The sequence below is a fragment of the Helcobacillus sp. ACRRO genome (assembly GCF_022347125.1).
Classification (GTDB): Bacteria; Actinomycetota; Actinomycetes; order Actinomycetales; family Dermabacteraceae; genus Helcobacillus; species Helcobacillus massiliensis.
In genome coordinates this window covers 56,454-76,482 of the sequence record NZ_JAKRNG010000011.1, presented here as the reverse complement: position 1 = coordinate 76,482, position 20,029 = coordinate 56,454, and the positions used below count along the sequence as shown (strand labels likewise).

General features: G+C 70.3%; 17 protein-coding genes. All 17 read left to right on the top strand.

From position 1 onward, the window contains the following. Positions 1 to 214: 214 nt before the first annotated feature. The gene (locus MHY20_RS05845; protein ID WP_183373504.1) at positions 215 to 625 is read left to right on the top strand and encodes a hypothetical protein; all 411 of its coding nucleotides are present in this window, start codon (positions 215 to 217) and stop codon (positions 623 to 625) included. A 39-nt stretch (positions 626 to 664) separates the two neighbouring features. Then, positions 665 to 1,891, top strand: coding sequence for a DNA polymerase IV (dinB, locus tag MHY20_RS05840; RefSeq protein ID WP_239375576.1), 1,227 nt, complete (start codon positions 665 to 667; stop codon positions 1,889 to 1,891). Between the two features lie 227 nt (positions 1,892 to 2,118). Beyond that, a complete protein-coding gene (locus tag MHY20_RS05835; RefSeq protein WP_239375574.1) occupies positions 2,119 to 2,553 on the top strand; it encodes a DUF3040 domain-containing protein in 435 nt (144 codons plus the stop codon). A gap of 466 nt (positions 2,554 to 3,019) precedes the next feature. Further along, positions 3,020 to 3,451, top strand: coding sequence for a division/cell wall cluster transcriptional repressor MraZ (gene mraZ, locus MHY20_RS05830; protein ID WP_183373506.1), 432 nt, complete (start codon positions 3,020 to 3,022; stop codon positions 3,449 to 3,451). A 163-nt stretch (positions 3,452 to 3,614) separates the two neighbouring features. Further along, positions 3,615 to 4,676, top strand: coding sequence for a 16S rRNA (cytosine(1402)-N(4))-methyltransferase RsmH (gene rsmH, locus MHY20_RS05825; protein WP_317700064.1), 1,062 nt, complete (start codon positions 3,615 to 3,617; stop codon positions 4,674 to 4,676). Further along, positions 4,676 to 5,188, top strand: coding sequence for a hypothetical protein (locus MHY20_RS05820; protein WP_183373508.1), 513 nt, complete (start codon positions 4,676 to 4,678; stop codon positions 5,186 to 5,188). Before rsmH ends, MHY20_RS05820 begins: the two co-directional genes overlap by 1 nt. A gap of 116 nt (positions 5,189 to 5,304) precedes the next feature. Continuing rightward, complete coding sequence (locus MHY20_RS05815; protein WP_239375572.1) at positions 5,305 to 7,062, top strand: penicillin-binding protein 2; 1,758 nt, start codon at positions 5,305 to 5,307, stop codon at positions 7,060 to 7,062. Between the two features lie 9 nt (positions 7,063 to 7,071). Further along, positions 7,072 to 8,643 carry a UDP-N-acetylmuramoyl-L-alanyl-D-glutamate--2,6-diaminopimelate ligase gene (locus MHY20_RS05810; protein ID WP_183373510.1) on the top strand — a complete coding sequence of 524 codons (1,572 nt, stop codon included), beginning with the start codon at positions 7,072 to 7,074 and terminating at the stop codon, positions 8,641 to 8,643. Then, the gene (gene murF, locus MHY20_RS05805) at positions 8,636 to 10,051 is read left to right on the top strand and encodes a UDP-N-acetylmuramoyl-tripeptide--D-alanyl-D-alanine ligase (protein ID WP_183373511.1); all 1,416 of its coding nucleotides are present in this window, start codon (positions 8,636 to 8,638) and stop codon (positions 10,049 to 10,051) included. The genes MHY20_RS05810 and murF overlap by 8 nt, the downstream gene beginning before the upstream one ends. Then, positions 10,048 to 11,136: a phospho-N-acetylmuramoyl-pentapeptide-transferase gene (mraY, locus tag MHY20_RS05800; RefSeq protein WP_183373512.1), complete on the top strand. Its 1,089-nt coding sequence runs from the start codon at positions 10,048 to 10,050 to the stop codon at positions 11,134 to 11,136. The genes murF and mraY overlap by 4 nt, the downstream gene beginning before the upstream one ends. Positions 11,137 to 11,168: 32 nt before the next feature. After that, complete coding sequence (gene murD, locus MHY20_RS05795) at positions 11,169 to 12,653, top strand: UDP-N-acetylmuramoyl-L-alanine--D-glutamate ligase (RefSeq protein ID WP_239375570.1); 1,485 nt, start codon at positions 11,169 to 11,171, stop codon at positions 12,651 to 12,653. After that, on the top strand, positions 12,653 to 13,945 hold the full coding sequence (gene ftsW, locus MHY20_RS05790; RefSeq protein ID WP_239375568.1) for a putative lipid II flippase FtsW: 1,293 nt from the start codon (positions 12,653 to 12,655) through the stop codon (positions 13,943 to 13,945). Before murD ends, ftsW begins: the two co-directional genes overlap by 1 nt. 1 nt (position 13,946) lies before the next feature. Next, on the top strand, positions 13,947 to 15,026 hold the full coding sequence (gene murG, locus MHY20_RS05785) for an undecaprenyldiphospho-muramoylpentapeptide beta-N-acetylglucosaminyltransferase (protein ID WP_183373515.1): 1,080 nt from the start codon (positions 13,947 to 13,949) through the stop codon (positions 15,024 to 15,026). After that, on the top strand, positions 15,023 to 16,555 hold the full coding sequence (murC, locus tag MHY20_RS05780; RefSeq protein WP_239375566.1) for a UDP-N-acetylmuramate--L-alanine ligase: 1,533 nt from the start codon (positions 15,023 to 15,025) through the stop codon (positions 16,553 to 16,555). The genes murG and murC overlap by 4 nt, the downstream gene beginning before the upstream one ends. Then, the gene (locus MHY20_RS05775) at positions 16,555 to 17,526 is read left to right on the top strand and encodes an FtsQ-type POTRA domain-containing protein (RefSeq protein ID WP_239375564.1); all 972 of its coding nucleotides are present in this window, start codon (positions 16,555 to 16,557) and stop codon (positions 17,524 to 17,526) included. Before murC ends, MHY20_RS05775 begins: the two co-directional genes overlap by 1 nt. A 183-nt stretch (positions 17,527 to 17,709) precedes the next feature. Continuing rightward, complete coding sequence (gene ftsZ / locus MHY20_RS05770) at positions 17,710 to 19,197, top strand: cell division protein FtsZ (RefSeq protein WP_183373518.1); 1,488 nt, start codon at positions 17,710 to 17,712, stop codon at positions 19,195 to 19,197. 13 nt (positions 19,198 to 19,210) lie between these two features. Next, positions 19,211 to 19,984 (top strand): peptidoglycan editing factor PgeF, encoded by a 774-nt coding sequence (gene pgeF, locus MHY20_RS05765; RefSeq protein ID WP_183373519.1) that lies wholly within the window; start codon positions 19,211 to 19,213, stop codon positions 19,982 to 19,984. Positions 19,985 to 20,029: the final 45 nt, after the last annotated feature.

Genomic DNA, 20,029 nt, shown 5'->3' with positions numbered 1-20,029 from the left:
TGGAGAGTAGGGTGGACATCGCCGAATCGACGGTCCGCGAGCACATCGCCCAGTCCCGCCGCTACCTGCGGGTCGTGCAGGGTGAGCTCACGGACGAACTGGCCGCCGCCTGCTGGCCATGCGGCCGATTGTAGAGGGAGCCGACGAAACCCCCGACTTTAAATGTCGCACCCCCTCTCTACGGTGGGCTCACCGAGTCACCAGGGGGAGAGACATGACCATCACTGTTCAGTCAGCGAACACGTGGTTCGATGCCTGCGACCGCATCGAGCAGCAGCTGGACCGCGCCGAACAGCTCATCGGCGAGGACCGCGCCCAGGCGTTCGAGACCTGCCATCGGGCGGCGCTGGCCACCGCCGGCATCATGCGGGACCGCGCGAACCAGGAGAGGCGCCGGCCGCTGCCGCTGAACGCCTGGACAGCTCTGTCGCGTCTCGGCACTGTGCACCGGGTGCGGGCCGCGGAGGTGGAGCCGTTCGTGCAGCTGCGGGCCCGCAGCGGTCCACTGCTGGAGAGTAGGGTGGACATCGCCGAATCGACGGTCCGCGAGCACATCGCCCAGTCCCGCCGCTACCTGCGGGTCGTGCAGGGTGAGCTCACGGACGAACTGGCCGCCGCCTGCTGAGGCGCGTGGCCTGCGAAGCAGAAGAGAGGTGTCCGCCCGGTGCAGTGGGACCCATCGGAACGCGCTGTTCTGCACCTGGACATGGACGCCTTCTTCGCCTCCGTAGAGATGCGGGACGATCCGGAGCTGCGCGGGCGCGCCATCGCCGTCGGCGGCGGAGGCCGGCGCGGAGTCATCGCCACTGCCAACTATGAGGCCCGCCGGTTCGGTGTGCACTCCGCTCAGCCCACCGCTCAGGCCCTGCAGCGATGCCCTCACCTGCTGGTGCTGCCGCCGCGCGGGGACGTGTACCGGGAGGTCTCCCGGCAGGTCATGGCGATCCTTGAGGACTTCTCGCCCTCCATCGAGGTGGTCAGCGTGGACGAGGCGTACATCGATGTCACCGGCTCCCAGCGCCTCCTCGGCACCCCGGAGGAGATCGCGGTGGAGATCCGCCGACGAGTGCAGGAGCGAGTCGGCCTGCCCTGCAGCGTGGGCGGCGGGATCTCGAAGTCGGTGGCGAAGATCTGCTCGGCGAAGGCGAAGCCCGCCGGGATCCTCGTCGTCGAACCGGCCCGCACTCGGGAGTTCCTCGCACCCCTGCCGATCAGCGCGATCCATGGGGTGGGCCCCGTGGCGGCGAAGAAGCTGACGGACATGGGGGTGACCACAGTGGGGGAGCTGGCGGAGCTGCCGCCGCAGACCGCGCGCCGACTGCTCGGCTCGGGTGCGCCCGCCCTGCAGGAGCTCGCCCGCGGCATCGACCGCCGCACTCTGGGGGAGCAGGCGAAGGACCACAGCATCGGGATGGAGCGCACCTTCGAGAACGACATCGGTGATCCGGACCTGCTGCGGTCCCTCACTGTGCAGATGGCGGACACGGTCGCGCACCGCGTCCGCACCCGCGGATTTGCTGCGGCGTCCCTCTCGGTGAAGATGCGCGCACCGGACGGCCGCACCATCACCCGGTCCATCTCCTTCCGCTCGCCGACGGCCTCCAGTGAGGAGATCCGCGAGCGGGCGCTGATCGCGCTGGAGCGCGCCCGGGAGCAGATCCGATGGGTTCGCCTGCTCGGGGTCCGCGCCGAGCACCTGGTCCCCGCCGGCGGGATCGCCATCCAGGACTCGCTCGACGGCGCCAGCGCTTCATGGGGGAAGGTCGACGCCGCGATGGATGCGGCACGGGCGAAGTTCGGCCGGGCAGCGCTCTCGCGCGGTTCCGCCCTGCGAGCCGACACCGACAGCACCTCTGTGCAGCGAACCCAGCGGACCGACCCGGACCACTGACCTGGGACATCACCGCCCAGCAGGCTCCAGCGCGCGCCCCGGGCGCCACCGTCGGTGCTCGCGGCGGGCCCTCCGAGCGGCGGGAGCGGGCACTCCAACCCTGGGAGAGCGGTTCCGGATCCTCAGGTTCCATGCCTATCCTTGGGGTCAGCAATCGGGCCGGACGCCCTGCAGGACACGCCGATCACGGGATCGGCACCGGGGCCGGACAGTCGAAGGAGGATCCGATGGCGCTGTCAGAGAACGAGCAGAAGATGCTCGACGAGCTGGAGAAGCAGCTGTTCGCCGACGATCCCAAGCTCGCACGCACCTTCTCATCGTCCTCCGCGTCGTCCGGCGGCTCCGAGGCTGCGCAGAAGACCACCCTCAACCCGCGCCGCATAGTGCTCGGCTGCGTCGGGGTGCTCGCCGGCCTCGCCCTTCTCGTCTTCGCCGTGTCCCTGCCCGCCGTCTGGCTCGGGGTCCTCGCGTTCCTGCTCATGCTCGGCAGCGCCGTGTTCGCCATCACCGGCGACCGCGCCCGCCCCGCCACCGCGACCGTCACCGATGCGGACCGCCGCAAGGGCCGAGACGCCCACCCCGCCGGCAAGGGCGGCAGCCCCCAGGGCCTCATGAAGAAGTTCGAAGACCGCTGGGACAAGCGGCAGAGCGGCGACAGGTGATCCGCCAGCGCACACCACCACTCATCCACTGATCGACCCGATCGATCCGACGGGGTCCGCTTGAGGCGGGCCCCGTTTCTCATGCCCGGACCCTCCACCGTGCTCCACTCCTGAACCGAACCTGGGCATCTGTTCCCTCCACCTCCCTCCACTCGCACCCCCACGCGCCCTCCACCGCGCCCCACCCGCATCCCCCACAGATGGCGGAAATGCCATCTGACCTGCGCTTTTGCATGAGCGTGGGGAGTGGTGGAGGGGTGGGGGAGAGGTGGAGGAAACCTGCTGCGGCAGGCCCGCTCGGCACTGTGCGCGCAATCTCCTCCACCGCCCTCCACCGCTCTGACCTGGTTAAACGTTAGTGTGCGGAGACCCTCCCCGAACTTGGGGGTTGAGGTGGTGGGAAGTGGGGTAAAGTGGGGGGACGAGGAAGACGAGCCCGCGTCAGGAGCGCTGGGAGGGGGTGCCCATGTTTCTCGGCACCTTCACGCCCAAGCTCGATGACAAAGGCCGACTGATCTTCCCTGCGAAGTTCCGTGACCAGCTCGCAGCCGGTCTCGTGATGACTCGCGGACAGGAGCACTGCGTGACGGTGTACCCCATGCGCGAGTTCGAGAAGGTTCACGAGCAGCTGCGGCAGGCCCCGGTGACGAGCAAGGACGCACGCGATTACCTGCGTGTCCTCCTCTCGGGCGCCGAGGACGTGGTTCCGGACAAGCAGGGCCGGGTCACCATTCCCTCTCACCTGCGGACGTACGCGGGTCTGGATCGCGACTGCGCCGTCATCGGCACCGGCAGTCGCATCGAGATCTGGGATACGGCCGCGTGGGAGGCGTATCTGGAGCAGACCGAGGAGGCCTTCGCGCAGACCGCGACGGAGATCGTCCCCGGACTGTTCTGACGACGCGACGTACCGCGAGACATCTCTTCGCTCGCGCCCCGACGCTTCTTCCCCGGCGCCGGGTAGTGAGCGGAGGGATGTCTGACGGTATGACGCACGCACAGATCTCAGGGCCCCCGCCCGCCCAGGGGCTGCCACGTCAGCAAGGAAGGGGTGAGAGCAGATGGACGATCAGACCTCCGGTTCAGCCGGCCCGGCCGCACGCGAGGACAGCGCAGCAGCCGCAGGCGCGCACAGCGAACGCACCGCCGCCGAGATGCACGCCCCCGTGATGGAGCGCGAACTGCTCGACATCTTCGCCCCCGCCCTGCAGGCCCCCGGCTCCGTCTACCTCGACTGCACCCTCGGCATGGCCGGCCACGCCTGCGCCGTCCTCGCCGCCAACCCGGAGGCGCGCCTCGTCGGCATCGACCGCGACAGCGCAGCCCTCGAACTCGCCCGGGGCCGCCTCACCGACGCCGGCTTCGACGGCCGCTTCAGCCTCCACCACGCGACGTACGACGAGATCCCCGAGGTCCTCGACGCCGCCAAAGTCGCCGCCGCGGACGCGATCCTCATGGACCTCGGCCTGTCGTCCTTCCAGATCGACACCCGTGACCGCGGTTTCGCCTACAGCGTGGACGCCCCGCTGGACATGCGGATGAACGCCTCCGGCGGCGGCGCCACTGCCGCCGACCTCGTCAACACCCTCGAGGAGCAGGAGCTCGCCCGCATCCTGTCGCAGTACGGTGAGGAGCGCTTCGCCCGCCGCATCGCCCGCTCGATCGTGCAGCGCCGCGCCGAGCAGCCGTTCACCCGCTCCGGCGACCTCGTCGAGGTCATCGACCGCTCCATTCCCGCGAAGTCGAAGCGCACCGGCGGCCACCCCGCCAAGCGCACCTTCCAGGCCCTGCGGATCGCCGTCAACGACGAACTCGACATCCTCCAGGACGCCCTTGAGGCCGCCCTGGGCGCCCTGGCCGACGGAGGCCGCCTCGCCGTGGAGTCCTACCACTCCCTGGAGGACCGGATGGTCAAGCGCGCGTTCACCGCCGTCACCACGTCCTCGGCGCCGCTCGACCTGCCCGTGGAGCTGCCCGAGCTCGCCCCCGACTACCGCCTTGTCCACCGCGGTGCCAAACAGGCCTCCGCTCAGGAGCAGGAGACCAACACCCGCAGCGCCAGCGTCCGGCTGCGCGCAGTGGAGCGCACCGCCCGAACCGCAACGTCCCAGGAGTCCCGCTGATGGCCCAGCTCGCCGCGCACACGTACGCCGTCCGTCCGCGCCGCACCGCCGCTCGGCCGCGTCTGGCGCTCATCGCGCGGCCTCGCCAGGAGCGGAGCATCGTGCCGTTCGCCGCGCTCATCACCCTGATCCTGGTGGCGACCCTCGCCGCCATGCTGGTGCTGAACGTGTCGATGACCCAGACCAGCTACGAGATCACCCGCCTGCAGGAGCAGGACATCGCCCTCTCCCAGCAGGCGCAGGCCCTGCGCGAGGAGAACGAGATGAGGTCCAAGCCGCAGGAGCTGGAGAAGCGCGCCCGCGACCTCGGCATGGTGCCCGTGCAGGACGTCGCGTTCGTGGACCTCGCCAACGGCCGCGTCGTCGGCGACCCGAAGCCTGCGCAGCCCGCCGCTCCCGGCGCAGCCGACAAGCAGCTGATCCCGCCGGCGGACCTGCCGCGCGCAGTCCCCGAACGCGGCGCCTCGCAGCCGCTCTATGATTACGGCATGGGCAACGAAGGACGGGACTGATGCCGGGAGATCGCCGATCGCCCGAGCGGCGCAGGCGCGTCTCCCCTGACCGGAGCACCCGTCATACGCGTCAGAGGCTCGAGCGACAGCAGCGCTCGAGCCGTTCGCGTTCCCAGATGCGCAGCGGCGCGACCGCTGTCCGCACCCTGCCCGCCGAACCCCACCGCCGCCACCGACTCGTCCTCATCGGCATCGCGATCTTCGCGCTGCTGCTGGGCGGTCGCCTCATCTGGGTGCAGGGCCTGAACTCCGCCGAACTGTCCGAGAAGGCCGTGCAGGCGCGCACCGTGGAGCGGACCATCCCCGCGCTGCGCGGCGACATCCTGGACACCAACGGCAACGTCATGGCCACCAGCGTGCTCCGCTATGACATCTGGGTGGACCAGCGGCAGGTCGGCGACTACCGCGCCAACGACGACACCGCCACCGAAACGGGTGTGAAGGCCGCCGCGAAACAGCTCGCGCCGCTGACCGGGATGTCCGTGGCGGACCTGGAGAAGAAGCTGACCGGCAAAGCCGGATTCCAGTACATCATCCGCAATGTGGAGCCGAGCGAACGCGACGCCATCATGGCGCTGGACATCCCCGGCATCGGTGCGGACCGCGCCACCGAGCGCATCTACCCCGGCGGCATGGTCGGCGCCAACGTCGTCGGCTTCGTCAGCTCCGACGGGCAGGCGCTCGGCGGCACCGAACTGTCCTGGGATGAGCACCTGCGCGGCCAGGACGGGCACACCACCTACGAGCGCGGAGCCGGCGGGCAGGTGATCCCGTCGGGCTCCAACACCACGAAGGACGCCGTGGACGGCCAGGACGTGGTCCTCACCATCGACGAGGACATCCAGCACCGCGCCCAGGAGATCATCACCGCCAAGGTGAAGGAGTGGAACGGCACCGGCGGCTCCATCGTCGTCATCGACACCGCCACGGGCGACATCGTCGCCCTCGCCGAGGACCCGACGTTCGACCCCAACCAGCCCGCCAAGGCGAAGCCCGATCTGCTCGGCAACCAGTCCATCTCGAACGTGTTCGAGCCCGGCTCCACCGGCAAGCTCTTCACCATGGCCGCCGCCCTCGAGGAGGGCGTGACGACCCCGTCGGAGAAGCACACCGTTCCGTACTCCAAGGAGTTCAAGGGGCATCAGGTGCGCGACTCCCACCAGCACCCCACCCAGTACCTCACCACCGCGGGTGTTCTGAAGGAGTCCTCGAACGTCGGCACCGTGGAGATCGCCAACCGGATGAGCCCGAAGACCCGCTATGAGTACCTGCGCAAGTTCGGCCTCGGTCAGCCCACCGGTCTGCCGCTTCCCGGCGAGTCCGGCGGCATCCTCCACAAGCCGGAGAACTGGACCGGCCGCACCGAGTTCACCACCTCTTTCGGCCAGGGATATGCCGTCAACGCCGTGCAGGTGACCAGCGCCGTCGGCACATTCGCCAACGACGGAGTCCATGTCCGCCCCCGCATCGTCAAGGGCGTGAAGGACGCCAAGGGGGTTCTGCGCCCCACCCAGAAGCAGCAGGCGGACCGGGTCGTCTCCCCGGAGACGGCCGCCACCATGCGCCAGCTGATGGACAACGACGTGCCCGACAACCCTGACTCCAACGCGCACGTGCCCGGCTTCGCCGTCGGCGGCAAGACCGGCACCGCGCAGGTGCCCGACGGCACCTACACCGCCTCCTTCATCGGCATGGCGCCGATGGACGACCCGCGCTACGTCATCGGCGTGTTCGTGTACGGTCTTCCGGCGTACTTCTCCGGCAACACCGTCGCCGCTCCCGCCTTCGCCGACATCATGAGCTACACCCTGCATGCACGCCGCGTCACGCCCTCGGGCAAGGACGGCGTCGAACTCGACAACACCTGGAAGTGATCCACCACCGTGACCAGCACTGAGATCGACTCGCGACCCCACGGCCTGCCTCCGCTGCCGGCGGACACCCTGGCGGAGCAGCTCGGGGCCCGCCTCGTCGGCGATGCCGCGCAGCTCACCGGCGCCACCATCGACTCCCGCGCCGTCCGCCCCGGTGACCTCTGGATCGCCGTGCAGGGCGAGAACAACCACGGCGCCGAATTCGCCGCCGGTGCCGTTGAGCTCGGCTGCGGCGCCATCCTCACCGACACCGCCGGCGAGCAGCTCATCCGCGAGAGCATCGCCGCTGACAGGATCCCCGCGCTCCTGCTCAGCGAGGATCCCCGCGCCCATGCCGCTCGCGCCGCGGACCTGATCTATGCCGAACCGTCCGCGTCCATGAGCGTCGTCGGCGTCACCGGCACGAACGGGAAGACCTCGATCACCACGATGATCGACCGCACCCTGCAGTCGATGGGCGTCGGCACTGCGGTCGTCGGGACGAACGGCACCTTCGTCACCCCCGCGGGGGAGGGGACCCGCACCGTGCCGACGGTTCGCACCACTCCCGAAGCGCCCGACCTGCACGGCATGCTCGCCATGATGCGCGAGAGCGGTGTCCAGACCGCGTCGCTGGAGGTCTCCAGCCACGCGATGATCCTCCACCGCGCCGACTCCGTCCGCTTCGCCTGCGCCGTGTTCACGAACCTGTCGCAGGACCACCTGGACTTCCACGGCACGATGGAGGCCTACTTCGACGCCAAAGCGATGCTGTTCGCCGGTGACCGCGCGCGGTCCGGCGTCATCTGCGTGGACGACGACTGGGGCCGCCGACTCGCCGATCGCGCCGAGATCCCGTCGGTCACCTACACCACCGACCCGGACCGCGAGGCCGACTTCCGCGTCACCTCCATGACCCCCGAGGGCTTCGGCACCCGCTTCACGGTCGCCTGGGACGGCGGAGACGACTTCGACCTCGTCGCCACCCTGCCCGGCACCCACTACGTCGCCAACACCCTCGGTGTGGCGCTGGCGCTGCACTCCTGCGGCTACGACTTCGACGTCGTCGCCGAGCACGTCGCCACCGCCGGCACCGTCCCCGGCCGCATGGAGCTGGTGCACGATGACGGCATCCGCGCGGTCGTCGACTACTCCCACACGCCGGACGCCCTGGAGAAGACCCTGGTCTCGCTGCGGGCCCTGCCGAATGTGCGCCGCATCCTCACGGTGATGGGCGCCGGCGGTGACCGCGACCGAGCCAAGCGCCCGCTCATGGGGGAGGTCGCCGCGCGCCTCTCCGACACCGTCGTCATCACCGACGACAACCCCCGCACCGAGGACCCCGCGTCGATCCGCGAGCAGGTCGCCGCAGGCGCCCACCGCGCCGCTGAGCAGTCCGGCGCCGACGTGATCGACCAGGGTGACCGCGCCGAAGCGATCGCCCGCGCCCTCCGCCTCGCGGAGGTGGGCGACGTCGTCATCGTCGCCGGCAAGGGCGCCGAGACCGGCCAGGACTTCGGCGACCGCGTCATCGACTTCGACGACCGCGCCCACGTGCGCGCCCACTTCACTCGGAAGGATCAGGACTCCACTCATGCTTGAGCTGACAGCCGCCGACATCGCTGAGATCACCGGTGGTCGGCTGGTCGGCGGGGCCGACGGGTCCGAACGCGTCACCGGCCGCGCCGTCGTCGATTCCCGCACCGTCCAGACGGGTGACCTGTTCGTCGCGTTCCCCGGTGAGCGCGTCGACGGTCACCGCTTCGCCGAGAAGGCCATGGCCGACGGGGCCGCCCTCACCCTCGTGACCCGCGACGTCGGCGTCCCCGCCGTCCAGGTCAAGGACGCCCTCGAGGCCGTCACGGAGCTCGGCCGACGGATGCTGCAGCGCGCCCGCACCGAGAATCCCGACCTGGCGGTCATCGCCATTACCGGCTCCTCCGGCAAGACCAGCACCAAGGACCTGCTGTACGCGATGCTCAGCCGTGTCGGCGAGACCATCGCTCCGGCCGGCAGCCGTAACAACGAACTGGGGCTGCCGCTGACGATCCTTGAGGCCACCGCGACCACCCGCTTCCTCGTGCTGGAGATGGGGGCGCGCGGCATCGGCCACATCCGCCATCTGACCGAGATCGCTCCACCGGACATCTCCGTGGTGCTGAACGTCGGGACCGCGCACGTGGGGGAGTTCGGTGGGCAGGACGCGATCCGCATCGCCAAGCAGGAGCTGGTGGAGGCGCTCGGTGCAGACGGCACCGCCGTGCTGAACATCGACGATCCCCGTGTCGCATCCATGGCCGACGCCACCGGCGCCCGCGTGCTGCGCACCGGGTTCGCCGCCGATGCGGACATCACCGCCGTCGACGTCGACCTCGATGAGGACGCGCAGCCCAGCTTCGAGCTGCGAGTCGCCGGTCAGTCCCGCCGCATCCGCCTTTCCCTGACCGGCGAGCACCACGTCATCAACGCCCTGTCGGCCGCCGGCGCTGCGCTCGCCGCCGGCCTCACCCTCGATGAGGTCGCCGACGGGCTCGAAACCGCCCGCTCCCGCAGCGAAGGCCGCATGCAGGTCAGCCACGTGCGGGACGGCATCACCATCATCAACGACGCCTACAACGCGAACCCGGACTCCATGCGCACCGCCCTGAAGGCGCTCGCACACCTGGGCCGCACCCGTCGCACCATCGCAGTGCTCGGCGAAATGCTCGAGCTGGGGGAGGAGTCGGTGCAGATGCACGACTCCGTCGGCCGCCTCGCCGTGCGGCTGAACGTCCACCAGCTGATCGTGGTCGGCAGCGGAGCCCGCGCCATCCACAACGGCGCGCACCTGGAGGGCAGCTTCGGGGGTGAATCACGCTATGTCGATTCGATCGACGAGGCCCGCTCTGTGCTAGAAACGATCCTGCAGAGCGGCGACATCGTTCTGCTGAAGTCATCCAACGGAGCCGGCCTGGCCGCGCTCGGCGAAGAACTGGTGAAGACCATGAGCACAGGAGAGGAGTCCGCATGATCTCCATCCTGATCGCCGGCGCTGCTGCCCTGATCCTCTGCGGATTCGGCACCCCCTTCTACATCCGTCTTCTCGTCAAGAAGCAGTACGGCCAGTTCGTCCGCGATGACGGCCCGACCTCGCACTCGACGAAGCGCGGGACCCCCACCATGGGCGGTGTGGCGATCATCGGCTCCGTGCTGCTCGCGTACGCGCTCGCGCACCTGATCACCTGGACGGCGCCGACGGCCTCCGGTCTGCTGGTGCTGTTCCTCATGACCGGCCTGGGCGCCCTCGGCTTCGCCGACGACTACCTGAAGATCGCCAAGAAGCAGTCCCTCGGCCTGACCGCGAAGAAGAAGCTGATCGGTCAGTTCACCGTGGCGACCGTGTTCGCGGTCCTCGCCCTCAGCTTCCCTGACGCGCACGGCCGCACCCCCGGCTCGTTCGAGATCTCGTTCGTCCGGGACATCGACTGGCTGGACCTCGCGTTCGCCGGCACCACCCTCGGCATCATCCTGTTCGCCCTCTGGTCGAACTTCCTCGTGGCCGCCTGGTCCAACGGCGTCAACCTCACTGACGGCCTCGACGGCCTCGCCACCGGTGCGACCGCCATCTTCACCGGCAGCTATGTCCTCATCCTGTTCTGGCAGTGGCGGCAGTCCTGTGAGATGGGCGTGGGCGGCGCCTGCTACGAGACCCGCAACCCGCTGGACCTCGCGCTGGTGTCCATGGCGATCCTCGGCGCCTGCGTCGGCTTCCTGTGGTGGAACACCTCCCCGGCGAAGATCTTCATGGGCGACACCGGCTCCCTCGCCCTCGGCGGAGCCCTCGCCGGTCTGACGATCATCTCCCGCACCCAGTTCATCGGCGCCATCATCGGCGGCCTGTTCATCGCGATCTCCCTGTCGGTGATCATCCAGGTCACCAGCTTCAAACTGACCCGCAAGCGCGTGTTCCGCATGGCGCCGCTGCAGCATCACTTCGAACTGGCCGGCTGGAACGAAGTGACGATCGTGGTCCGCTTCTGGATCGTGGCGCTGCTGTGCGCCAGCATCGGTCTCGGGCTGTTCTACTTCGACGCCCTCACACTGCTGCCGAAGTGACGCACCCGCACCTCAGCAAGGAGACGACGCCCGTGGACGCATCACAGAACCGCACCCCGCTCGCCGAACGGCCCTGGCCGGGACTGGACGTCAGCGGTGCCCGCATCCTCGTGGCAGGCTTCGGCGTCTCCGGCTACGCCGTCGTCGACCAGACCCTGCAGCGCGGGGCGCACGTCGTCGCCGTGGACGGCAACGACAGCCCCGAGAACGAGGAGCGGGCAGAGATCCTCCGCGTCCTCGGCGCCGACATCCGGCTCGGCGCCGGCACCACCGACCGCCTCCCCGACGGCGACATCGACGTCGTCATCACCTCCCCCGGGTGGCGCCCCGACCAGCCGCTGCTGGCCGAAGCGGCCCAGCGCGGCATCCCCGTCTGGTCCGAAGTGGAGCTCGCCCGCCGCATGCAGCCCGAGGGCGGCCCCGCCTGGCTCACCGTCACCGGCACCAACGGCAAGACCACCGTGGTGACGATGCTCGAGCACATCCTGCGCACCGCGGGTATCCGCGCCGTTGCCGCGGGGAACGTGGGACTGCCCGTCATCGAAGCGGCACTGGACCCGATCGGGTTCGAGGTGCTCGCTGTTGAGCTGTCCAGCTTCCAGCTGCACTGGACGCAGAACCTCCACGCCGAGGCCAGCTGCATCCTCACCATCAGCGACGACCACCTCGACTGGCACGGCGGCGCCGACGAGTACGCCGCCGCGAAGGGCCGCATCTACGACCAGACCATCACGGCGTGCCTGTACAACCTGCACGAGGACCGCACCCGCACACTGCTGGAGGAAGCGGACGTGGTGGAGGGCTGCCGCGCCATCGGCGTCGGGCTCGGCACCCCGGGCCCGTCCGAACTCGGCATCGTCGATGACCTCCTAGTGGACCGCGCATTCGTGCCCGAGCGCCACCGGCAGGCCGCTGAGCTCACCAGCCTCACCGACCTCGCCCACCTCGGCCCCCACGGCGCCCCCGCTCATGTCGTGTTCAACGCCCTGAACGCGGCGGGCCTGGCACGCGCCGTCGGGGTGGAGCCCGCCCACATCCGTGACGGCCTGCGCACCTACAGTCCCGGTGAGCACCGCATCCAGGTGGTGCACCGCTCCGGCGGCATCACCTGGGTGGACGATTCGAAGGCCACCAACCCCGACGCCGCCCGCGCGGCCCTCGCCAGCGCCCAGTCCATCGTGTGGATCGCCGGCGGTGACACCAAGGGCGCCCCCATCGGCGACCTGGTCGCAGGAGCAGCCGACTGCCTGCGCGCCGTCGTCCTCATCGGCACGGATGCCACTGCCTTCACCGACGCGCTCACCGAGCACGCCCCGTCGGTCCCCGTGGTGCGCATCGACCCCGACCAGGAGGCCGACTCCGTGATGCGCGCCGCGGTCCGCGCCGCGCGCGAGCACGCCGCCGACGACGACGTGGTGCTGCTCGCGCCCGCCGCCGCCAGCATCGACCAGTTCCGCAACTACGCCGAGCGCGGCCGACTCTTCCAGCAGGCCGTGCTGGCAGAGGCAGGCGCCTGATGCCCGACGACCAGAGCACCTCCGCCCGCACCGTCCCCACCATCGTCCGTCCCACCAAGGACGAGCCGCTCGGCGACGTCCGCGGCAGCCTGAAGTCCGAAGTGGGGGCGTGGCTGCGCTCCCCCGCACTCGACTTCTTCGCCCTGCTCGTCATCGGGGGACTGCTCGTCCTCATCGGCCTGATCATGGTGCTGTCCAGCTCCTCGGTGGACGCCATCTCCAAGGGCCAGTCCGGCTACTCGGGGTTCCTCCGCCAGGGCGCGTACGCAGCCGTCGGCCTGGTCGCCCTGATCGTGGCGGTCGCGCTGCCGGCGCGGACCCTGCGCTCACCCGCGCTGCTGTGGGTGGTGCTGATCGGTGCGATGGCGCTGCAGCTGCTGGTGTTCACCCCGCTGGGCATCAACATCAACGGCAACCGCAACTGGGTGAGGCTCGGGCCGGTCACCGGCCAGCCCGCTGAGTTCCTCAAGCTCGCGCTCGCGCTCTGGCTCGGCTCCATCCTCGCGGTCAAGCGCAAGCGCCTGCGGGACGTCAAACATCTGATGATCCCGCTGGCCCCCGTGGTGCTGCTGTGCCTCGGGCTCGTCCTCGCCGGCCGAGACCTCGGCACCGTCATGATGATGGCGTTCCTCGTGGCGGGCGCCCTGTGGGTGGCGGGGGTGCCGAAGCGCTGGTTCATGATCGGCGGCGGCATCGCCGTGGTCGGTGTGATCGCAGCGGCCGTCATGTCGCCGAACCGTATGGCGCGCATCGACAACTGGCTGCACGGCGTCTGCGAAGGCGACTCCTGCTTCCAGGCGCAGAACGGCCTGGCCGCCCTCGCCGAAGGCGGCTGGTGGGGTGTGGGCCTCGGAGCGTCCCGCCAGAAATGGGGCCGCATCCCGCACGCCGACAATGACTACATCTTCGCCGTCATCGGGGAGGAGTTCGGCCTGCTCGGCACCCTGTCCGTGCTCGCACTGTTCCTCCTGCTCGGTCTCGTCCTGTTCCGCATGACGAGCCGCCTGCGGGAACCGGCAGCGCAGATCACCATCGCCGGCATCTCCTGCTGGATCCTCGGCCAGGCACTGGTCAACATGATGGTGGTGGCGGGCCTGCTGCCGGTGCTCGGTGTGCCGCTGCCGTTCGTGTCCGCCGGCGGCTCCGCGCTCGTCGCATCCATGCTGGCGCTCGGGGTGCTGCTCAACTACGCCCGCTCCGAACCGGGCGCCGATGCCGCGCTGCGGGCCCGCGCGGGCCTGTCGAAGCGCTCCGGCTCCGTCATCTCATCCGGCCATTCATCCAGGAAGTGACATGACCACCACTCGCACCGTCCTCGTCGCCGGCGGCGGCTCCGCCGGGCACGTCTCCCCGATGCTCGCCACCGCGGAAGCGCTGGTCCGCGACAACGACGACATCCGCGTGATCGCGCTCGGCACCGCCGCCGGGCTGGAAGCGGACCTCGTGCCCGATGCCGGGTTCGAGCTTCTGACCATCGACAAGGTGCCGTTCCCGCGCCGCCCCAACCTGGATGCGCTGCGCTTCCCGGGCCGACTCGCCGCGCAGATCCGCACGGTGCGGCGCCTGCTGCGCGAGCACGATGTCCGCGCCATCGCCGGGTTCGGAGGCTACGTGTGCCCGCCGGCGTACCTCGCCGGCGCCGCCGCCCGCATCCCGCTGATCATCCACGAGGCGAACAAGCGGCCCGGTCTCGCGAACCGGCTCGGGGCCCGCATCGCCCGCATCGTCGCCACCGCGTTCGAGGGCTCCACCCTGCCGAAGGCGGTCCGCATCGGCATGCCCATGCGCCGCGGCATCGCCCACCTGGACCGCGCGGCGCTGCGCGCTGAGGCACTCGAGCACTTCGGCCTCGCCCCGGACCGCCCCACGCTGCTCGTCACCGGCGGGTCCCTCGGTGCCCAGCGCCTCAACGCGGCGATCGGCGCCACCGCCCAGGAGATCGCGCAGACCGGTGCGCAGATCCTCCACATCACCGGCCGCGGCAAGTCGTTCCCCGTGGAAGCGGAGCACTACCGGCAGGTGGAGTACGTGACTCGGATGGAGCTGGCGTACGCCGCCGCGGACCTCGCCGTGACCCGTTCCGGCGCCGGAACGGTCAGCGAACTGACCGCGGTGGGCCTGCCCGCCGTGTACGTGCCGCTGCCGATCGGCAACGGGGAACAGGCGCTGAACGGGCAGGACGTGGTCGATGCGGGCGGCGCCCTCATGGTCCACGATGCCGACTTCACCGCCGACGCCGTCCGCTCCACGGTCATCCCGCTGCTCGCCGATGACGCCCGCCGCACCGAGATGGCCCGCGCCGCCCGAGGCTTCGGCATCACCGACGCCGCTGAGGCCCTCGCCGACCTGATCCGAGGAGAGATCCGCCGATGAGCACCGACTTCCTGGACACCCTGGAGCCGTTCGAGACGGGCACCCTGCATTCGATGCTGCAGCCGGGCGGCGTGGTCACCCAGCCGCACTGGCCGACGGATGCCGCCCCCTCCTCGATCCACGTGATCCGCATCGGCGGTGCCGGTATGAGCGCGGTCGCCCGCCTCGCCCTCGACGCGGGCCTGACCGTCACCGGGTCGGAATCGCAGGACGGGCAGTTCCTGCAGCCGCTGCGGGACCGGGGCGCCACCATCACCGTCGGGTTCGATGCCGACAACCTCACCGCCGACACGGACCTCGTGGTCGTCTCCACCGCCGTCCGCGCGGACAATCCTGAAGTCCTCGCCGCCCGGGAAGCGGGTATCCCCGTGATCCACCGCGCCGCCGCGCTCGCGGGACTGCTCGGCACCCGTCGGCAGATCGCGGTGGCGGGCACGCACGGCAAGACGACCACCACCTCGATGGCGGTGATGGCGCTGCGGGCAGCGGGGGAGGACCCCGCCTGGGCGATCGGCGCGGCGGTCCCGCAGCTGGGTGCGAACGCCGGGTTCGGATCCACCGACACCGCTGTCATCGAAGCGGATGAATCCGACGGCTCCCTCGTCGCGTTCAGCCCCGCCGCCGCGGTCATCACGAACTTCGAAGCGGACCACCTCGACTTCCACGGCACGGAGGAGAACCTCCGCGCGATCGTCTCGGCGTTCATCGCCCGACTCCATGACGGGGCACCGCTGATCGCCTGCGCCGACGATCCCGGCGCCCTCAGCCTCGCTGTGTCGGCCCGCGGGGCCGGTCATCGCGTCCTCACCTACGGGGAGCACCAGGACGCCGACTGGCAGATCCTCGAGGACCTCACCACCCCGGCGGGGGCGGCGGTCCGTCTCAGCCGGCCGACGGGGGCCGATGTGGAGCTGCGCCTCGCCGTGCCGGGGCGCCACAACATCCTCAACGCGACCGGTGCCCTGGTGGCCGCGGCGGAGCTCGGCTTCGAACCGGAGCAGGTGCTGGCCGGACTCGCGGAGTTCACCGGCGCCGCCCGCCGCTTCCAGCGCACCGCCACCATCGGCAGCATTGACGTCATCGACGACTACGCCCACCATCCCCGCGAAGTCGCCGCCACCATCGACGCCGCCCGGGACCTCGCCGGTGACCGGCCGGTGATCGCGGTGTTCCAGCCCCACCTGTTCTCGCGCACGAAGACGTTCACCCGCGAGTTCGCAGACGCACTCGCCGGTGCGGATCAGCAGGTGCTGCTGCCGATCTACCCGGCCAGGGAGGACTTCGACCCGTCGATCCGTTCGGAGGATGTCGCTGCGCTCGTGCCCGGTGGTGCGGCGCGGGTCGTGGAGAAGGGCGAGCTGCCAGCAGCCGTCGCCGACCTGGTCGGCGGCACGGGCGGGGCGGTCGTCCTGATGATGGGCGCCGGTGACGTGGTCGAGGAGACCGCGGCTGTCGCCGATGCCCTGCGCGCCGTCGGCCGCGACAGTTCCGACAGCACTGACAGCGCCGGTCAGGCCGACGGCCGCTGATGAAGCAGCCCCGGATCCGCCGCCCCAGCGGAGCGCCCCACACACCGCGGCGCCCCGTCGGCGACCAGCACCCGTCGGCCTCCGGATCGCACGCCGCCCCGGACCCTGCTGACTCGCAGCAGCGCGACCAGGTCGGCTCCGAGGTGGAGCGGCAGGAGGAGCCCACCACCCTCGCCCGCCGCTCCGGCTCCTCGCGCGTGGTCGACGCCCGCGACCGGTTCGCCTCCACCCATCGAGACGACGCCGGCGGCCGCGTCGGACTGCTGTCGCGCCTGCGCCCACGGCCCTGGCAGCGCAGCCGCCGCCCGATCGTCATCACCCTGCTCATCGCCGGTGTGCTGCTCGTGGCGGCACTGGCCGCGCTGCTGTTCATGCCGCAGTTCAAGCTCGAGGAGACCACGGTCACCGGCACCGGGTACGTCTCCGAGGAGTCCATCACACAGGTCACAGGCCCGCAGATGGGCCGATCGATCCTGCTGGCCGACACCTCCGGCGCGGCCGACGAGATCGCGACGATCCCCGGCGTGAAGGACGCCGAAGTGGACCGCGCCTGGCCGAACCGGCTGCGCGTCACCGTGACGGAGCGCGAACCAGCCGCTGTGGTGAAGAACGGCTCCGCCACCCACGTGGTCGACCTCGACGGCGTCGTCCTGCCCAAGGCGTCCGCGCAGGGGAAGTCTCTGCGCACCCTGACGGTGAAGGGCGAGGCGATCGATCCGGAGCGCACGCAGGAGGCGCTGATGGCCACCCTCACCACCATCGACCCGGCGCTGCTCAAGCAGGTGACGGGGATCGAGGCGAGCACGCCGTCGAACGTGACGGTGAAGATCACCACGGACAGCGGCCCCAAGACCATCATCTGGGGCACCGCGGAGGACGGCGAACTGAAGTCGAAGGTGGTGCAGGCCCTGCTGAAGCAGCCCGGATCCACGATCGACGTCTCCGCCCCGCACTCACCGACCACCCGCTGACACCGGCCGGCGCGCCCTGTGGAGGGCGGGCCGGCAGAGAACTGCTGTCAGACACGCATGCGAGAGTTGTTGCACTCACCTCGGCGGCAACTTAGCGTCGACAGTACGAAGAACGCAGCTGATTCCTCGACCTCAACTGGAGGTTGAGGGTTGAGAACCTCGGACGAAAGCAGGACCAACCCCGTGGACGGATCCCAGAACTACCTCGCAGTCATCAAAGTCGTCGGCATCGGCGGCGGCGGTGTCAACGCCGTGAACCGCATGATCGAATCCGGCCTGAAGGGCGTGGAGTTCATTGCGATCAACACCGACGCCCAGGCCCTGCTGATGTCGGACGCCGACGTCAAGCTCGACGTCGGCAAGGAGCTCACCCGCGGCCTCGGCGCCGGCGCCGACCCCGAAGTGGGTCGCCGCGCTGCGGAGGACCACAAGGAGGAGATCCAGGAAGCGCTCAAGGGCGCGGACATGGTCTTCGTGACCGCCGGCGAGGGCGGCGGCACCGGCACCGGCGGCGCCCCGGTCGTGGCATCCATCGCCCGCGAGATCGGCGCGCTGACCATCGGTGTGGTCACCCGTCCGTTCACCTTTGAGGGCCGCCGCCGCTCTACCCAGGCCGAGTCCGGCATCGAGACGCTGCAGGCTGAGGTCGACACCCTCATCACCATCCCGAACGACAAGCTGCTGCAGATCGCGGATGCCAAGATCTCCATGCTGGACGCGTTCAAGCACGCCGACCAGGTGCTGCTGCAGGGCGTCTCCGGCATCACCGACCTGATCACCACCCCGGGCCTGATCAACCTCGACTTCGCGGACGTCAAGTCCGTCATGCAGGACGCCGGCACCGCCCTCATGGGCATCGGCTCCGCCCGGGGCGACGACCGTGCTCTGCAGGCCGCTGAGCTCGCCGTCTCCAGCCCCCTGCTGGAGGCCTCGATCGACGGCGCCTACGGCGTGCTGCTCTCCATCCAGGGCGGGACCGACCTCGGCCTCGTCGAGGTGTCCGAGGCCGCGCGCCTCATCCAGGAGGCCGCGCACCCGGATGCGAACATCATCTTCGGCTCCGTGATCGACGACGCCCTCGGCGACGAGGTCCGTGTGACCGTCATCGCCGCAGGCTTCGAACCGAAGGGTGCGAAGAAGCAGGCCGACGAGGCCCGCGCCCAGCAGCAGGCGGGCCGTGTGCCGTCCTCCGGCGGCTACGGATCCTCGGCCGCGGGCGGCTACGGCCAGTCCCGCCCCGCCGCTCAGCCGGCGCAGCCCTCGCGCTACGCCCAGCAGTCCGGGGGCTACACCCAGCCCTCCACCCAGTACGGCTCCTCCGAGCAGTTCAGCCAGCCGTCCGCGCAGGGCGACTACGCACAGGACCGTCAGCAGGACCAGCAGAGCAGTGCGTCGCAGTACGAGCAGCAGGGTCAGCAGAACCAGTTCGCTCAGTCGGCTCCGTCGGCTCCCGCGGCGTACGTACCCTCCGCGTCCCCGCAGAACCGCATGGAGTCGGACTCCGTGGACCGCGACGATGAGACCGACCAGGACCAGCAGCACAGCAGCCCCTACTCGTCGGGCCCCTCGCGTGCGCAGGAGCAGCAGAAGCGCCAGCCGTCCGTCCCCACCATCGACGAGCAGCCGCGCCGCAGCGACGACGACCTGGACATCCCCGACTTCCTGAAGTGAGGATCGTCCACCAGTGACGACACCTGATCAGCCGTGGGCGCGGAGACCGGCCATTCCCGGACTCCGCGCCCTCGTCACGACCGTGCACGCCGGCAACCTCGCGCTCCACGCCGGGGCAGACCCGGGGGGCGCCCGCGCCGCCCGTGCCCGCCTGGAGGAGAGGATCGGCCGACGGGTGCTGTTCGTCAGCCAGATCCATTCTCCGCGCGTGGTCCGCATCGACCGCACCACCGACCTCGACGCCTTCGCCGCGGACCCGCCCGAGTGCGACGCCCTGGTCACCGCCCGCGATGACGTCGCGCTGGCGATGATGGTCGCGGACTGCATGCCGATCGCGTTCGCCGACCCCGATGCCGGTGTCGTCGGCGCAGCGCATGCGGGCCGCCGGGGCCTGCTCGACGGGGTCATCCAGAACACGGTGGCCGCCATGACCGACCTGGGAGCCCGGCCCGAGCGGATCCGCGCATCCGTTGGCCCATCGATCTGCGGCCGCTGCTACGAAGTGCCCGCGGACATGCTCGAGGAGGCGGTGCGCTCGAACCCCGCTGCGAGCGGCGAGACGCGGTGGGGGACGCCCGCTGTGGATCTGCAGTCCGGGGCGCGCTGGGCGCTGGAGCAGGCGGGGATCAGGGACGAGCACATGGAGCTGCCGACGGTGTGCACCCTGGAGGACGAGGACTTCTTCTCGCACCGCCGTTCGAGTGCGTCGGGACGGTTCGCGACCGCGGTGTGGCGGGACGGTTCAGCGGAGAATCCCGATTCTGCGCGACACGCCGCACAGCGATGAGGCGGCGCTCATGTCACTCATGTAATTTTCATGGTGGACCCACTG

What these genes read in the sequence shown, in the direction of transcription:
- murF (WP_183373511.1), top strand. Translation starts at nt 8,636, where the DNA reads ATGCTTGAGCTGACAGCCGCCGACATCGCTGAGATCACCGGTGGTCGG.
- mraY (WP_183373512.1), top strand. Translation starts at nt 10,048, where the DNA reads ATGATCTCCATCCTGATCGCCGGCGCTGCTGCCCTGATCCTCTGCGGA.
- MHY20_RS05820 (WP_183373508.1), top strand. Translation starts at nt 4,676, where the DNA reads ATGGCCCAGCTCGCCGCGCACACGTACGCCGTCCGTCCGCGCCGCACC.
- rsmH (WP_317700064.1), top strand. Translation starts at nt 3,615, where the DNA reads ATGGACGATCAGACCTCCGGTTCAGCCGGCCCGGCCGCACGCGAGGAC.
- MHY20_RS05845 (WP_183373504.1), top strand. Translation starts at nt 215, where the DNA reads ATGACCATCACTGTTCAGTCAGCGAACACGTGGTTCGATGCCTGCGAC.
- MHY20_RS05815 (WP_239375572.1), top strand. Translation starts at nt 5,305, where the DNA reads ATGCGCAGCGGCGCGACCGCTGTCCGCACCCTGCCCGCCGAACCCCAC.
- MHY20_RS05835 (WP_239375574.1), top strand. Translation starts at nt 2,119, where the DNA reads ATGGCGCTGTCAGAGAACGAGCAGAAGATGCTCGACGAGCTGGAGAAG.
- mraZ (WP_183373506.1), top strand. Translation starts at nt 3,020, where the DNA reads ATGTTTCTCGGCACCTTCACGCCCAAGCTCGATGACAAAGGCCGACTG.
- ftsW (WP_239375568.1), top strand. Translation starts at nt 12,653, where the DNA reads ATGCCCGACGACCAGAGCACCTCCGCCCGCACCGTCCCCACCATCGTC.
- murC (WP_239375566.1), top strand. Translation starts at nt 15,023, where the DNA reads ATGAGCACCGACTTCCTGGACACCCTGGAGCCGTTCGAGACGGGCACC.
- MHY20_RS05775 (WP_239375564.1), top strand. Translation starts at nt 16,555, where the DNA reads ATGAAGCAGCCCCGGATCCGCCGCCCCAGCGGAGCGCCCCACACACCG.
- murG (WP_183373515.1), top strand. Translation starts at nt 13,947, where the DNA reads ATGACCACCACTCGCACCGTCCTCGTCGCCGGCGGCGGCTCCGCCGGG.